This is a genomic window from Streptomyces sp. PR69 (genome assembly GCF_026420845.1).
Classification (GTDB): domain Bacteria; phylum Actinomycetota; class Actinomycetes; order Streptomycetales; family Streptomycetaceae; genus Streptomyces.
Genome location: NZ_JAOWCB010000016.1, coordinates 37716 through 52593 on the forward strand (window position 1 = coordinate 37716; position 14878 = coordinate 52593).

General features: G+C 69.2%; 13 protein-coding genes. 3 read left to right on the plus strand and 10 right to left on the minus strand.

Annotated elements, in window-relative coordinates:
* Window positions 1–287: 287 nt before the first annotated feature.
* From OF819_RS17375 to OF819_RS17390, 4 genes are all read right to left on the minus strand, one after another.
* On the minus strand, window positions 288–1676 hold the full coding sequence (locus OF819_RS17375) for a hypothetical protein (RefSeq protein ID WP_267244468.1): 1389 nt from the start codon (window positions 1674–1676) through the stop codon (window positions 288–290).
* Window positions 1666–2214, minus strand: a complete 549-nt coding sequence (locus OF819_RS17380; protein ID WP_267244469.1) for a DUF6114 domain-containing protein — start codon at window positions 2212–2214, stop codon at window positions 1666–1668. Before OF819_RS17380 ends, OF819_RS17375 begins: the two co-directional genes overlap by 11 nt.
* A gap of 156 nt (window positions 2215–2370) precedes the next feature.
* Window positions 2371–3009, minus strand: coding sequence for a DUF6230 family protein (locus OF819_RS17385; RefSeq protein WP_267244470.1), 639 nt, complete (start codon window positions 3007–3009; stop codon window positions 2371–2373).
* Window positions 3010–3632: 623 nt separating this feature from the next.
* On the minus strand, window positions 3633–4604 hold the full coding sequence (locus tag OF819_RS17390; RefSeq protein WP_267244471.1) for a tetratricopeptide repeat protein: 972 nt from the start codon (window positions 4602–4604) through the stop codon (window positions 3633–3635).
* A 238-nt stretch (window positions 4605–4842) separates the two neighbouring features.
* Here OF819_RS17390 and OF819_RS17395 point away from each other — a divergent pair, with 238 nt between their 5' ends.
* Window positions 4843–5502 (plus strand): TetR/AcrR family transcriptional regulator, encoded by a 660-nt coding sequence (locus tag OF819_RS17395; RefSeq protein WP_267244472.1) that lies wholly within the window; start codon window positions 4843–4845, stop codon window positions 5500–5502.
* Window positions 5503–5681: 179 nt separating this feature from the next.
* On the opposite strand, the gene OF819_RS17400 is transcribed toward OF819_RS17395, so the two are convergent.
* The 3 genes from OF819_RS17400 to OF819_RS17410 all read right to left on the minus strand — a co-directional run bounded on the left by OF819_RS17400 (window position 5682) and on the right by OF819_RS17410 (window position 8454).
* The gene (locus OF819_RS17400; RefSeq protein ID WP_267244473.1) at window positions 5682–7382 is read right to left on the minus strand and encodes an acyl-CoA mutase large subunit family protein; all 1701 of its coding nucleotides are present in this window, start codon (window positions 7380–7382) and stop codon (window positions 5682–5684) included.
* A 118-nt stretch (window positions 7383–7500) separates the two neighbouring features.
* Window positions 7501–7833, minus strand: coding sequence for a DUF3817 domain-containing protein (locus tag OF819_RS17405; protein WP_267244474.1), 333 nt, complete (start codon window positions 7831–7833; stop codon window positions 7501–7503).
* Between the two features lie 111 nt (window positions 7834–7944).
* Window positions 7945–8454 (minus strand): MarR family winged helix-turn-helix transcriptional regulator, encoded by a 510-nt coding sequence (locus OF819_RS17410; protein ID WP_267244545.1) that lies wholly within the window; start codon window positions 8452–8454, stop codon window positions 7945–7947.
* Window positions 8455–8653: 199 nt separating this feature from the next.
* Between OF819_RS17410 and OF819_RS17415 the strand changes: the two genes are divergently transcribed.
* A complete protein-coding gene (locus tag OF819_RS17415) occupies window positions 8654–9748 on the plus strand; it encodes a glycoside hydrolase family 6 protein (RefSeq protein ID WP_416370560.1) in 1095 nt (364 codons plus the stop codon).
* 93 nt (window positions 9749–9841) lie between these two features.
* On the opposite strand, the gene OF819_RS17420 is transcribed toward OF819_RS17415, so the two are convergent.
* From OF819_RS17420 to OF819_RS17430, 3 genes are all read right to left on the minus strand, one after another.
* Complete coding sequence (locus OF819_RS17420; RefSeq protein ID WP_267244475.1) at window positions 9842–11797, minus strand: kelch motif-containing protein; 1956 nt, start codon at window positions 11795–11797, stop codon at window positions 9842–9844.
* 3 nt (window positions 11798–11800) lie between these two features.
* A complete protein-coding gene (locus tag OF819_RS17425; RefSeq protein WP_267244476.1) occupies window positions 11801–13600 on the minus strand; it encodes a cellulose synthase catalytic subunit in 1800 nt (599 codons plus the stop codon).
* A 105-nt stretch (window positions 13601–13705) separates the two neighbouring features.
* Window positions 13706–14062, minus strand: a complete 357-nt coding sequence (locus tag OF819_RS17430; RefSeq protein WP_267244477.1) for a DUF3817 domain-containing protein — start codon at window positions 14060–14062, stop codon at window positions 13706–13708.
* A 177-nt stretch (window positions 14063–14239) separates the two neighbouring features.
* On the opposite strand from OF819_RS17430, the gene OF819_RS17435 reads away from it, so the two are divergent.
* Window positions 14240–14878 (plus strand): AIM24 family protein, encoded by a 639-nt coding sequence (locus tag OF819_RS17435; protein ID WP_267244478.1) that lies wholly within the window; start codon window positions 14240–14242, stop codon window positions 14876–14878.

Sequence of the window (14878 nt, forward strand, 5' to 3'; positions counted from 1 at the left end):
CAGCCCCAGTACCCCCTGCGGCCACACCCCTTCTGACCTGCGGATAGTCCATATGACGCAACGGAGCGACGACGCCTCCCCTTTGGCCAGGGCAGCGGCCGTCCGTCGTCAGCGCGGAACCGCACGGCCGCGGAGGACGGCGGGAATCCATCGAACACCATGCCTCTGCGGGTCGACGAGGTTTGGCACGACCGGCAACGGGAGAAAGCCGGGCGGGCAGAGTTGTGGGCCGCACCCTCGCGGAGGGTGCGGCCCACAACTCTGTGCGGCTCCCGATGGCTTGTCGGCTATGCGCCCGTGAAGTAGTTGTGCAGGCCCGGCACGGTCAGCGTGCCGCCGAACTGGCCCGCCTGCGTCACCTTCACGTCGGTGAAGAAGGCGAAGGGGACGTTCAGCGGGGGCGGGGACTCCGGGCTGAAGGTGATCGGGATGATGCCGAACAGCTTGCCCTTGAGCTCCTCCGTGTACATCGTCACCGTGCCGTTGCGGATGGTCGAGGTCGATCCCTTGCGGGCCTCGACGTGGGCGGTGGTGCCCATCGGGCCGACCACCAGTTGGTGGAGGTCCTTGATGTCAACGCCCGTCGCGGTGAACTTCAGGACCTTCTTGACCTTGCCGCTGCCGGTCCTCACCTCAACGATGCCGTGGTAGTCGAGTCCCATGAGGGTGAGCAGGGAGCTCTCCAGGATCCAGGGGTCGTCCGGGAGCAGCGGGATGCCGGGCTCCAGTTGGGCGTTCGCCAGGGCTTCCGGGTCGGAGGTCGGGCAGGGGAAGCGCGGCTTCGCGCCGTCCGGGATGTCCTCGTCCTTCTTGGGGTCCAGTCCCTTGACGTCCTCGTCCAGCTCTTCCACCGTGGCGCCGACCTTGTCTGCGGCGTCCTTGATGGCGGTCTTGGCCGGGTCCGTGGCCTCGCTGACCTCGTCGGCAGCCTCGTCGGCGGTCTTGGCAACCGCCTTCGGCTCGGACTTCTTCTCCTCCGGGGCGGCGGGCTGCTGCTCAGCAGGCTGCTGCTGATCCTCAGCGGGCTGCGTCGTCTCGGTGGCACTCGACGTGGGCGTGGGAGCCGCCGGGGTGGACGCCTGCTTGGGTTCCTCGTCCGGGCCGTCGAACAGGTCCTTGATCGCGTCCCCCAGGCCCAGCGGGTCCAGCGGGTTCTTCGACTCGCTGGGCTCCGGCTCCGGTTCTGGCTCCGGGACGCTCGTGGAGGATGCGGCCGGGGCCTCGGGGGCCTGGGCCTGAGCCGCTTGCTGCTTGCCTGGGTCCGGGGTGGAGGCGGCCGACGGACTCGCGTCCGGCTTCGGCTCGTCCTTGCCCTCCTCGGCCGTGGCCGTGGGCGTAGGCTCCGGCTCCGCTGACGGCCCGGCGGACGGGCTCTGCGAAGGGGTCTCGGACGGTGTCGGCGAGGTCTCCTTCTCGGTCTCCTCCGGCTCGTCCGAGCGGGTCACACACGGGCCCGGCGCGAAGGGGATCTCCTTGTCGTCGGCGAGTGCCAGCTTGGGGGTGAGCCCCATGCCCACGAAAACGGCGGTGGGCATCGCCGCCAGGGCGAGCGCCTTGCTGGCAGGCAGCTGCAGCTTCGTCAGAAGTGACTTCTTCGGGGCCGCGTGACGGGGTCCCTTTCTCACCGGAGCCGTACTGCCGTCAGCTGCGCTCAGCTGTGTTTCATCACCCCGCACTGTTCCTCCCGCCGTTGGCGTGGGCAGTCGTTTCGGTCGCGTTCGGGACGGGCTCCTCGGCCTCGGGGGACGGCGCGCCGGCCGCCTCGCCCTCACCAGGCGGAGCCTGCTCCGGCTCGGCTTCGTCGGCCGGCTTCGCGGACTTTCCGGGAGCCCACGAGATGGAGAGAGCACCGCCGAGCAGGGAGAACAAGAAGCCGAAGAAAAAGCCGCCGAGGTTGGAAACGGGGATGGACACCAGTGCGAGCACAATGGCGGCGACACCCGCGAACACCCGGACGACCGAGTGGAACCACATCGTGAGGCCGAGCGTGAACAGCAGTACGCCGATGATCAGCGATCCCGCGCCACCGGTGGTGGACATCGCGAGAGTGAGATTGCCAAGGTGGAGATTGGCGTACGGAAAATAGGCGATCGGCAAACCGCCGGCCAGAGTGAACAGCCCCGCCCAGAACGGCCGGGTGCCACGCCAGTTACGGAAGCGCCGCCGAATGACTCGGAGGAAGTGCTCGTTCTGTCCGGGTGCCTCGGCGCTCATGGAAAACAGCTCCCTGGAAACGGTGGTGCTCTATGTCGTGCTGAAGTGAGAGATACTGCGTGGGGTGGAGCGGGCGGGGCGCCATGGGGCCGCTCCCCGCCCGTCCGGATGTGCTGGAGGGGCGTACGGGAGGTGAGTCCCGTCAGCCCCTGGGGGCTAGAAGCACTCCTTGACGCCCTTGTGCAGGCGCAGGGAGAGACCGCTGAGCTTGAACGTGCCGGCGGTGGTGGCCCACGCCTTCTGCTCCACGTCCTTCAGCACCGCCTTCTCGGCACGCTGCGCGAAGCCGTGCTCGTTGTACTTGCCCTCGGTGCCGGGCTGCGGGCCAGGGTTCTTCAGTTGGCCGGCGGCGACGCCGATGTCGATGTTCGAGAACTCGGCGTCAGCGTCGAGCTGCGACACATCGAGGTAGATGTCCTTGGCGTACACCCGGTCATGGCCCGGCGTGCCAGCCCTCAGCTCAAGGCTGACATTGCCGATGAAGGGCACCTTGGGAGTGACGACCGACTGACACATGTCGGTGATGTAGGCCTCCTTGAAGCCCGACACACCGACCGGCTCGGCGAACGGCTTGCCCTCCAGGGTCTTGCCGTTGGCAATGCTGCCGTACTGGATGAAGTTGTAGCCCTCGAGTTCCTTCGCCTTGACCTTGAATTCCTGGCCGGAGACGCTGAAGGACGCCGCAAGCGCCCCCTGTGCCAGGCCGATGCCTATCGCGGCCGTCGCGGCCACGCTGGGCACCATGACAAGGGCGAACCGCTTCCATCTGGTTCCGCCACGAGCCACAGATTCCATGACTTTCCTCCTTCTCGGACGTACATCTCCGGTCCGGACCCGCGGGTCCGTCCTGGGATGGGAGAAGTGCTACGTCCTCGGGAAGGAGAGCGCCCGTACTTTCCGGCGCGTACCGCGTCCGAAACACCGGCGATCACCCCCGAGCGACAACCACTGGCCGCGCCTGATGCGCTGTTTGCGCGCAACCTGCGCAACCTGCCGGACAGGCCCTGCCGTTCGGGCAGGAACCCCCCTGTCCGCGGTCGGCGTCGAAGCGGCGCCGGCCGGCCCGGTGGGGACCCAGGACCGCGGCACGGCTGGGGGCCGGGCTGGTGCGGTGATGGACCGAGCGTGGCCGATCGTGGTCCATTCACGGCTGCCGCACAAGGGGTTCGTTACTCACTAGTAACGGCCCGATAACCGTGCCACGACCGACCGACGCCATGCGGGCACGCAGGGTTCCTCGCGACTACGCGCCAGAAGGGGTGAATACCGCCAATAAACGGACAGAAGACGGTGGTTGATTTACTCGCAGTAACAGCGGCTGCGTTTACCAAGTTTTGGTAAAGCGCAGCCGCTGCATGTCACTGTGTCGCCAAATCGGCAGAGGCCGATGGCGTTCCGGATGGGTGAGACCCGTTACGTCAGAACAGCACCCTCGCCAGCGCCGAACGCGCCGCCGTCACCCGCGGGTCCTCCGCGCCGACAACCTCGAAGAGCTCCAGCAGCCGCAGCCGAGCCGTGTCGCGGTCCTCTCCCGACGCGCGGCGCACCGTCTCCACGAGACGGCCGAAGGCGTCCTCGACATGGCCGCCGACCAGATCGAGGTCGGCCGCCCTGACCTGGGCGGACACATCGTCCGGGCGGTCGGCGGCCTCCTTGCGCACCTGCTGCGGGTCCATGCCCTGGACCCTGCGCAGCAGCTCGGCCTGGGCCAGGCCCAGCTTGGCCTCCGTATTGCCCGGGTCGTCGGCCAGCACGTTCTTGTACGCCTGGATGGCGCCGCCGAAGTCGCCGGCGTCCAGCGCCTGGACCGCCGCGGCCAGCACGGCGTCGTACGGACCGGCGGGCGCGGGAGCGGCGGCCGCGGGCTCGCCCTCCGCGTCCGCGGAGACCGTGATGCCGGTCAGGCCGAAGCGCTGCTCGGCGACCTGGATCAGCTGGTCCAGGGTCTGCCGGATCTGCGCCTCCGGCGCGGCGCCCTGGAAGAGCGGCAGCGCCTGCCCCGCCACCACCGCGAAGACGGCCGGGATGCCCTGGATCCCGAACTGCTGCATCAGCATCTGGTTGGCGTCGACGTCGATCTTGGCCAGCACAAAGCGGCCGCTGTACTCCGTGGCCAGGCGCTCCAGCAGCGGGCCGAGCTGCTTGCACGGCTCACACCACTCGGCCCAGAAGTCGATGACGACCGGGACCTCGGCGGAACGCTGGAGGACATCGCGCTCAAAGCCCGCCTCGTCGACGTCGACCACCAGACTGGAGGGGGAGACGGCACCGCCGCCGCCCTGGCGCGCGGCCTCCGCGCGGGCCTGCTCTGCCTTCGCCTTGGCCTCTCCGGCCGCCTTCACCGCGGCGAGGTCGACGACGCCGCTCATGGACATGTTCCTAGGCTGCATGAGTACATCCTCCCCCCTCCGCGCGCGCATATGAAAAACGCTGGTCCCTGCGGTCACTGCAGTCATCGGCGCCGGTCCCCACCGACGCCCGTGGTCGTCGCTCCGGCCTGGCTTCCCAGGCTTTCGCTACGCGTCGTAGCGTAACTGGGTGCGGGCGGCGGTTCATAGAGGGGCGCCCTCACCGCCTGCGGTGAAGTCGGTCACAGCGCATTGCCTACCGGCCGGTATGGTCACGGGCATGCCGCAGCACACCCGCACCGGACGCCCGCGCAGCGTCGCCGCCGACGCAGCGATCCTCCAGGCGACCAGAGCCGCGCTCGTCGAGCTGGGCTGGTCAAAGCTGACGATGGGGGATGTGGCCGCACGGGCCGGGGTGGCCAAGACGACGCTCTACCGGCGCTGGGCGAACAAGAACGAGATGGTCGTCGACGCCGTCGCCGTCCTCTTCGACGAGCTGGAACTCCCCGACCGCGGAAGTCTGCTCGCGGATGTGGAGGGCGTGGTCCTCCAGTTCGCGGCGCTGCTGAACCGGCCCGAGGCCAAGACCGCGCTGATGGCCGTGGTCGCCGAGTCCACCCGCGACGAGGTGCTGCGCGAGCGGGTGCGGTCCGCGCTTGTGGACCGGCAGAAGCGGCTGGTGGTCACCGGGCGGGAGCGCGCCCAGGCCCGTGGCGAGCTGCCGTACGAGGACGATCCCCGTGCGGCCGCCGCGAACACGGACCTGATCTTCGATGTGGTCGCCGGGGCGGTGGTGCACCGGGCGCTGGTGAGCGCGGAGCCGGTGGACGAGGAGTGGGCGCGGAGGTTTACGAGGTTGTTGGTGTCGGGGTTGGGGTCCCTCCAGGACGCGGCGGAGGGGGCGGGGCGGGGGTCTTCCCCTCCCCTCCCCTTCCCGTAACTGGGGCTTCGCCCCAGACCCCGTTTCCCGGGGGCTCCGCCCCCCGGACCCCCGCTCCTCAAACTCCCCCAGCTACCGCTGGGAGGTGCCCCCACGAGGCTGGAATGTGCAGCCCCTTGCGCCTCAAACTCCCCCAGACTCCGTCCGGGGGCACCCCCAGGCGGGGCTGGAATGTGCCGTCAGAAGCCCGCGGGTTCCGTGTATGTGCCCCACTCGTCCCGCAGCGCATCGCAGATCTCGCCGAGCGTCGCCTCCGCGCGCACCGCGTCAAGCATTGGCTCGATCATGTTCCCGCCGTCGCGCGCCGCGGCCAGCATCGTGTCCAGGGAGGCGCGCACCGCCGCGTCGTCGCGGGTCGTCTTGCGGTCGGCGAGCACCCTGACCTGCTCGCGCTCCACCTCGTGGCTGACGCGCAGGATCTCCAGATCGCCGGTGACCGAGCCATGGTGGACATTGACGCCGACGACCTTCTTGTCGCCCTTCTCCAGCGCCTGCTGGTAGCGGAAGGCGGACTCGGCGATCTCGCCGGTGAACCAGCCGTCCTCGATGCCGCGCAGGATGCCTGAGGTCATGGGTCCGATGGGGTGCTTGCCGTCCGGGTGGGCGCGCAGGCCGCGTTCCTTGATCTGGTCGAAGATCTTCTCGGCGTCGGCCTCGATCCGGTCGGTGAGCTGTTCCACATACCAGGAGCCGCCGAGCGGGTCGGCCACATTGGCCACGCCCGTCTCCTCCATCAGCACCTGCTGGGTGCGCAGGGCGATCTCCGCCGCCTGCTCGCTCGGCAGCGCGAGGGTCTCGTCCAGGGCGTTGGTGTGGAGGGAGTTGGTGCCGCCGAGGACCGCGGAGAGGGCCTCGACGGCCGTGCGCACGACGTTGTTGTACGGCTGCTGGGCGGTGAGCGAGACGCCCGCCGTCTGGGTGTGGAAGCGCAGCCACTGCGCCTTGTCGCTCTTCGCGCCGTAGACGTCGCGCATCCAGCGCGCCCAGATGCGGCGCGCGGCCCGGAACTTGGCGATCTCCTCGAAGAAGTCGAGGTGCGCGTCGAAGAAGAAGGACAGGCCGGGGGCGAAAACGTCGACGTCCAGGCCGCGGGAGAGGCCGAGCTCCACATAGCCGAAGCCGTCGGCGAGTGTGTACGCCAGCTCCTGGGCAGCCGTCGCGCCCGCCTCGCGGATGTGGTAGCCGGAGACGGAGAGAGGCTTGTACGCCGGGATCTGGTCGGCGCAGTGCTCCATCAGATCGCCGATCAGCCGCAGATGGGGCTCCGGCTGGAACAGCCACTCCTTCTGGGCGATGTACTCCTTGAAGATGTCCGTCTGCAGCGTGCCGTTGAGCACGCGGGGGTCGATGCCCTGGCGCTCCGCGGCCACCAGGTACATGCAGAAGACCGGGACGGCGGGGCCGGAGATGGTCATGGAGGTGGTGACGTCGCCCAGCGGGATGTCCCGGAACAGGATCTCCATGTCGGCTGCCGAGTCGATGGCGACGCCGCAGTGGCCCACCTCGCCCAGGGAGCGCGGGTCGTCGGAGTCGCGGCCCATGAGCGTGGGCATGTCGAAGGCGACGGAGAGCCCGCCGCCTCCGGCGGCCAGGATCATCTTGTACCGCTCGTTCGTCTGCTCGGCGTTGCCGAAGCCGGCGAACTGCCGGATGGTCCAGGTGCGGCCGCGGTAGCCGGTCGGGTGGAGGCCTCGGGTGAAGGGGTACTCCCCCGGCCAGCCGATCCGCTCGAAGCCGTCGTAGGAGTCTCCGGGGCGTGGGCCGTACACGGGGTCCACGGGATCGCCGGAGAGCGTGGTGAAGTCCGCGTCCCGCTTCTTTGCGGCGTCGTAGCGGGCCTGCCAGCGGCGGCGGCCCTCCTCGATGGCGTCAGCGTCCATGCCTTTGAATTTACTAGGACGTCCTAGTAAATGTCGATGGCGAATCGCGGTTCGCGTCCAGCGGGGACCTCAGGGCTGTGGGGGCTTCGCCCCCACAGCCCGCGGCGCGCCCGGCGGCCTACGCCTTGGCGGGCGCGGCATCCGCGTCCGCCGTCGCGAGCTGGGCGCGCACCTCGCGGGTGATCTTGGGCTCGACGAAGAAGGACGCCACGGGGATGCAACCCGCGGCCAGCACCCACAGCAGCTTGCCGAACGGCCACTTCGCCTTGGAGCCCAGATCGAAGGCGAAGATCACATAGATGATGAAGAGCACGCCGTGGATCTGCGAGATCAGCATGGTGTCGCCGGTGTCGAACCCGTACTTGGCGATGATCGCCACGGTGAAGACCAGCAGCCATACGGCGGTGATGTACGCCATCACCCGGTAGCGCGACAGCACATTCGACTTCATGGCCCGAGCGTAACCGGACGCATAGGGCGATCTTCGCGCGGGGCGGGGACCCGGCCACCAGGCCGCCGCTTCACCGCCGCTTCTCTGCTTCTTCTCCTCGAAGTCGTGCGCCTACTTCTCCTCGAAGTCGTGCGCCGCCACCCGCAGCGGGCGCAGCATCGCGAAGATCTCCGCGCACTCCTCGGCGTCGTACACGCCGAGCCCGAAGTCCATCGCCATCAGATCACGGGTGGCCGCCTCCACCACCTCGCGGCCCTTGTCCGTGATGGACGCCAGCGTGCCCCGGCCGTCGTTCGGGTTGGGGCGCTTGGCGACCAGGCCGGATTTGACCAGCCGGTCCACCGTGTTGGTCACCGATGTCGGATGAACCATCAGCCGTTCGCCGATCTTGGACATCGGCAGCTCGCCCGCCTTGGAGAAGGTCAGCAGCACCAGCGCCTCGTAGCGGGCGAAGGTCAGCCCGTACGGCTTGACGACCGCGTCGACCTCGGCGAGCAGGATCTGGTGGGCGCGCATGACCGAGGTGATCGCGGCCATCGAGGGGACGGGGCCCCAGCGCTGCCGCCAGAGTTCGTCGGCGCGGGCGATGGGGTCGAAGGGAAGGCTGAGCGGCTTGGGCACGGCTCCGACCTTACCCACTGGTCATATGGTGGTCAGCCCTGTCTCGCCCATCGGTCGGGCTCCTGCGACGAGCTCCTGCCCGCAGCACGCACGACGGCCGCACACAACAGAACCCCATCGGTGTTGCACATCGTTGTGCAATGTCCCATATGCAACGATTTTCCAGTCCCGTGCTCACCCGCCGCCCGAGGGGGCTGGATTGTCCGGCCACAGGTTCCCGCCCGCCGTCGTCCGCACCACCGCCCGCACCACCGTCCGCACCGCCCGCACCGTCGTCCCCGCCGTCGCCGCCGCTGCCGCGCTCGCCGTCGCCGTGACCGCCGGCTGCTCCGCCCCCTCCGGCTCCCCCGGGCAGCGGCCCGCCGGCCTTGAGGCGGCCAAGAAGGACGTGGGCGAGCCGGCCGCCCCCAGCGCAGGCTCCCCCTTCTGGGTCGATCCGGACAGCGCCGCCGCCCGCCAGGTCGAACAGTGGCAGGCGCAGGGGCGTGAGGAGGACGCGGCGCTGCTGCGGCGGATCGCCGAGCGGCCGGTGGCCGAGTGGCCGGCGGGCGACGATCCGGTGCCGCAGATCAGCCGGGCGGTGCAGGGCGCACGCCAGGGCGACCGCACGGTGGTCCTCGTCGCGTACAACATCCCGCACCGCGACTGCGGCATGTACTCGGCGGGCGGCGCGGCCGACGCGGCCGCTTACCGTGCGTGGATCGACTCGTTCGCAGCCGCCATCGGGGACGCCTCCGCGATCGTCGTCCTGGAACCGGACGCCCTTCCCCACATCGTCGACGGCTGCACCCCCGGCGAGTACCACGACGAGCGCTACACCCTCCTCTCCGAGGCCGTCGACCGGCTCAAGCGGCAGCCGCGCACCAAGGTGTATCTGGACGCGGGCAACCCCGCCTGGATCAAGGACCCGGGCAAGCTCGTCGAGCCGCTCACCCGGGCCGGAGTCGACGCGGCGGACGGCTTCTCGCTCAATGTCTCCAACTTCCAGACCGACCAGGTGGTGAAGTCCTTCGGGAACGAGCTGTCCGCGCTGCTCGGCGGCGCCCACTACACGGTGGACTCCAGCCGCAACGGCGCGGGCCCGCTGCCGGGCGACCGCGAGGAGGCGTGGTGCAATCCGCCGGGGCGCGCGCTGGGCACCCCGCCGACGGACGACACCGGCAGCGAGGTGCTCGACGCCTATCTGTGGATCAAGCGCCCCGGGGAGTCGGACGGGCCCTGCAGGGGCGGGCCGGACGCCGGGACCTGGTGGCCCGACTATGCCCTGGGGCTGGCCCGCCGCGCGGATCAGTAGCGGCCGGGGCCAGGCGGGAGCACCACGCCGTACGCCCGTCGCAGCCCGCACGCCGCTCACAGCCCGTACGCCCCTCACGGCCCGCACGCCGCTTCACTTGACCTGAATCCACTTCGCCGCCGACGGCGTCCCCTCCCCGTCCAGCACGAACAGCATGTACCAGCCGGGCGGCACCAGCGTCCGGTCCTTCGGCACGGTCACCGTCACCGAGTCGTCGGTCTTCTGCAGCTCCAGCTCGATCGAGCGCTGCTCGACATCCGTCGTATGGGTCACGGCGCTCGGCCGCATCAGCCGCGCCTTGACGATCGACCCCGGGTCCTCCGCCGTGAACGTCGCCCGCCCGTTCTGGTCGATCTCCTGCGGCCCGTCGCCCAGCGCCGGCCGGTTCCCGCCCGCCCTGTGCAGATACGGCGGGGTGAAGACCTCCACCCGCTGCTCGAACGTCCCCAGCCTGGTGTTGTCCGCGTCCCCGAACAGCGGATCGGAGCCGAACGTGGCCACGCGCCCGTCCGGCAGCAGCAGCGCCTCCGAGTGGTAATTGCGGCCCACGGTCGGGTCGGCCGCGGGGCGGAAGACGCCCTCCGCCGGGTCGTAGAACTGGGCCTTGAGGATGTCGCTGGCCCCGCGCCCCCGGTAGTCGCGCGAGCCGCCGCTGGTGAAGACGGTGTCGTCCGGCATCAGCACGCTGCTGAGATAGCGGGTGCCCTGCGGCAGATCCGGCCCCTCCCGGAAGACCGGATTGTCCTCCTTGAGGTCGATGACGGCGGTGCGCGCCGTGGACTTGTCCGACTCGCCGACGCCGCCCCCGCCCAGCACCATCACCTTCTGGTCCTGCGCGGGCGGCAGGATCACCGAGGCCGAGGTCTCCAGCTGGTCCGGATCGGTCAGTCCGCGAACCGGGGTGAAGGCATTGGTCTCCAGATCCCAGATGCCGGGCTCGCGCCCCTTGTCGGCGGGGCCGTATCCGGCGTTGGAGCCGGTGTAGAGGAGCTTTCCGCCCTTTGTCAGAAAGAGCGCCGGGTAGGTGGGGAAGTAGCGGAAGGGGCCCTTCGACCACTTCCTCGTCTCCGGGTCATAGATCTCGTTGTCGCCGGGGACGACGTCTCCGACGTCATTGAGGCCGGAGACGGCGAGTACACGCCCGTCCTGGAGCGCGACCAGCGTCGGGTACCAGCGGGCGTCCTTCATCGGGCTGGCCGGCACATACTTCTCCTGCACCGGGTCGAACTCGTACGCGGCCTTGATGCCCTGGAAGTCCTGCTTCTCGGTGGTGAGCTTCTGCGCCAGGCCGTAGACGTTGTCCGCGTCCTTGCCCGCGAGGCCGACGATCTCGTACTGGGCCGCCTGTGTGGTCAGCGCCTGCGGGCCCTCCTGAACCGCCTCCACGAAGACGCGCGCCTCGGCGGCCGTCACCTTCGTCTCCCACGGCTTCATCTTCCCGCTCGCGTGGTAGCCGACCTCGAACTCCCGCTTGGCCTTGGGGACCGTCACATCGAACTTGGAGACGTACTCCACGCCCGAGGGCGAGCGGAAGACCGTCCCCTTCTTCAGTGTCACGGCCTTGTCGGGGCTCTCGTTCTTCACCCGCATCGCGCCGCCGGCGCGCTTCACCTCGCCGTCCAGCACCTCATAGCGGGCGGTGCCGCCCGCCACCAGCAGCCGGCCGTCGGGGAGCTGGGCATGGCCCGCGCAGAAGAAGTCCTCGGGGGTGGGAACGTCCTTGAAGGTGTTGTTCACCGGGTCCCAGACGATGGTGGAGAAGCTGCCCGCGTCAAAGTTCTTCTGGTCGTTGCCCGAGCCCGCGATCAGCAGCACCTTGCCGGTGTGGAGCAGGGCGGCGTGGATCGCGTTGAGGCGGTACTTCTCGGGGACGTCCACCAGCTTCCAGGAGCCGAATCTGGCCTGGTAGCCGGGCTGGGAGATCTTGTACGCGTGGTACTTCTCCTCCGCGAAGGAGAGCGCGGCGGGAGCGTTCAGCCCGGCCAGGGCGAGGAAGGCGCCGCCACCCAGCAGCGTCTTCTTGAAATTCTTCGACGGGCGGTAGGCCATGGCTCAGTTCCCTCCTGTCGTCGCGTAGGCGGGCTCCGGCTCCTCGCCCCCTTCGTCCGGTCCGGAGCCGGTGGCGGAAGCGGTCACGGTGAAGGGCGTGACACCGGCGGCGGGGGCGTCGGCGGAGCGCGCCGCCCGCCGGGCGGTCCAGCTCCACACGGCGACCGGGGCCAGCGCGATGAGCAGCGCCAGCACGGCCCAGGTCCGCATCGCCGCATGCGTGTGGTCGAGGACGACGGAGGCGGTGAGCGCGCTGATGAGCACCGCCGCCCAGAAGAGATGGATACGGAAGGTCAGCAGCCGGTCCGGGCTTGCGGCGCCGCCCTTGGGGGTGACGACGAACCGCCCGCGGGTGCGCAGCAGGGCCGCGATCAGCGACTTGAGATAGATGGGCGCGGAGAGCGCGGACATCGCCATGCCCGCGAGTCCGCCGGAGCCCTCGGGCTCGTGCGGGGAGACATTGTGCCGGCGGTTCCACAGATACAGCCCGATCTGCAGGGCGGCCGCGTCGCTGTAGAGCATCAGCCACACGGATGAGGAGACCTGGGTGCCGGAGGCGCCGAGCCAGAGGAACAGACAGCAGCTGAGCACGCCGAGGAACCAGTTGACGGCGGTCATCGGGTAGTAGACCAGCATCAGCGTGTAGTTGAGCAGCCGGCCCGGCGGGACGCGCAGCGGAGCCTTCCAGTACTGCTTGAGAAGGGTCTCGTAGGTGCCGCGCGACCAGCGGAGCTGCTGGGTGAAGAAGTCGGTCCAGGACGCGGGGCCCTCGCCGACGGCGAGCACGTCCGGGGTGTAGACGGAGCGCCAGTGCCGGCCGGTGGCGGGGTTCTTCCTGCGGTGCAGCTCAAAGCCGGTGGCCATGTCCTCGGTGATGGAGTCGTACAGGCCGCCGATCTGTTTCAGCGCGGCGATGCGCACGGCGTTGTTGGTGCCGACGAACATGGGCGCGCCATAGCGGTTGCCGGCCCGCTGGATCAGCGCGTGGAAGAGGAACTGCTGCGATTCGGCGGCCTTGGTGACCGGCTCGGTGTAGTTGCCGTACACCTGCGGTCCGACGACGAAGGCCACATCGGGGTCGCGGAAGTAGCCGAGCATCCGCTCAAGGAAGTTCGGCAGCGGGATGTGGTCGGTGTCGACGGAGGCGAAGAAGTCGTAGTCGTCGCCGTGGGCCTGAAGCCAGGCGTTGTAGTTGCCGTGTTTGGTCCTGGCCCTGTGGGGGCCTTTCCGGCGGTTCCACTCGGCGACGCCTTTGCGGGTGAAGTGGCGTACGCCGAGCTCCTCGCACAGGGCCCTGGCGTCGGCGTCGTCGCCCTCGTCCAGCAGCCATACGTCCAGCGGGCCGTCGTGGCGCAGCGCCGCCGCGCCTTCGAGGGTGGCGCGGACCATCGCCAGGGGCTCTTTGCCCGGTACGTAGGTGGTGAGAAAGGCGACCCTGGTCCCCCGTTCGGGGGTGACGGGTATCGGGTCGCGGGCGACGAGCGTGGCATGGGCGACGGACGCCACGTTCACCAGCATGAAGAAGGCGATGCACCCGATGGACAGGAGCATCACCGTGTCGAAGTGGACCAGCCAGCGGCGATCGCCCTCGCGGGTGGTCCAGTGCGTGGGCCATACGAGATAGCCGAGCAGCACCCCGGAGAGCGCCGGCGCCAGGGTCATCAGCAGGACGGCGCGTATTCGGTGGGGCTCCTGGGCGAGAAGGCTGCGATAGCGCACCCGGTACGCCGCTGCCTGGTCCGGTTCCGTGAGGGGACCGGCCAGGCAGCTGTGGGTCTCGTAGTCGTAGCTCGCAGACCGCACGGTGCGCCTCCAGCCGTCGTGAAACACCGTTATGCCCACGAAAATGGAGATTTGTCGGCGTGTCGACTGGAGTCGGCCAAGCGAGCGGTTCTCGCCGCAACAGGTTTACGAGGACAGGCGCTGCTCCGCGGTCTCGGCCGTGCGGGCGCGGGCGGCGGCGACCGCGGCCTCGGCCTCGCGCTTGAGCTTCCGATCGGCGAAGAAGCCGCCGAAGGGAAGCACGGAGAGGACGAAGTAGAGCGCGGCGGTCTTCAGGTCCCACTTGGTGCGGTTCCAGGCGTCCAGCCAGAACAGGACATAGAAGATGAAGAGCACACCGTGAATCGCGCCCATCGCCGGGACCGCATTGAACTCCGTCGTCCGCTTGAGCACCGAGCAGACGATCAGCACAAGGAAGGAGACGGCTTCCGGCGCGGAGACGAGCCGGAGGCGGTGCAGGGAGGAGGCGGTCTTGATGTCCACGGGGGTCACCTTCGGGTGGGAGGTCGGTCTGGGTCGGCACTGATCTTGTGAATGGATGCACAAGCCCGGGCCATTGTGGCACCGGGCTTTCCCGGATCTTTACCCGGGTCCTTCTCCCCTCTCATGTCCTCCCCAAGGACCCTGGTCGCCCATCGGACCACCGGCTAACGTCGCCCCGTGGCAACGTTCCGACTGCAAGGCAGCAAGGTGCTCGCCGTCGACATGGCCGGCGACGCCGTCAAAGCGAAGAACGGCTCGATGGTCGCGTACGACGGCCAGATGGCATTCAAGAAACTGACCGGCGGCGGTGAGGGCGTCCGCGGGATGGTCACCCGCCGGCTCACCGGCGAGCAGATGACCATGATGGAAGTGAAGGGGCAGGGCACCTGCTACCTCGCCGACCGGGCCTCCGAGATCAACCTGGTCAGCCTGCGCGGCGAGAAGCTCTACGTCGAGTCCAGCAATCTGCTCTGCGCGGACGGCGGGCTGCGCACCGGCACCAGCTTCACCGGGCTGCGCGGCGGGGCGACGGGCAATGGCCTGTTCACCACGACCGTGGAGGGCACGGGACAGGCGGCGATCTTGTCGGACGGCGAGGCCGTGGTGCTCCGGGTGACGCCGCAGTACCCGCTCTCCGTGGACCCGGGCGCGTATATCGCGCACCAGGGCGAGCTGCGGCAGCAGTTCCAGTCCGGGGTGAACTTCCGGACCTTCATCGGCGAGGGCTCGGGCGAGGCGTTCCAGATCCGATTCGAGGGCGACGGGCTCGTCTACGTACAGCCGAGCGAGCGCAACACGATCGGCGGTGACATCTGA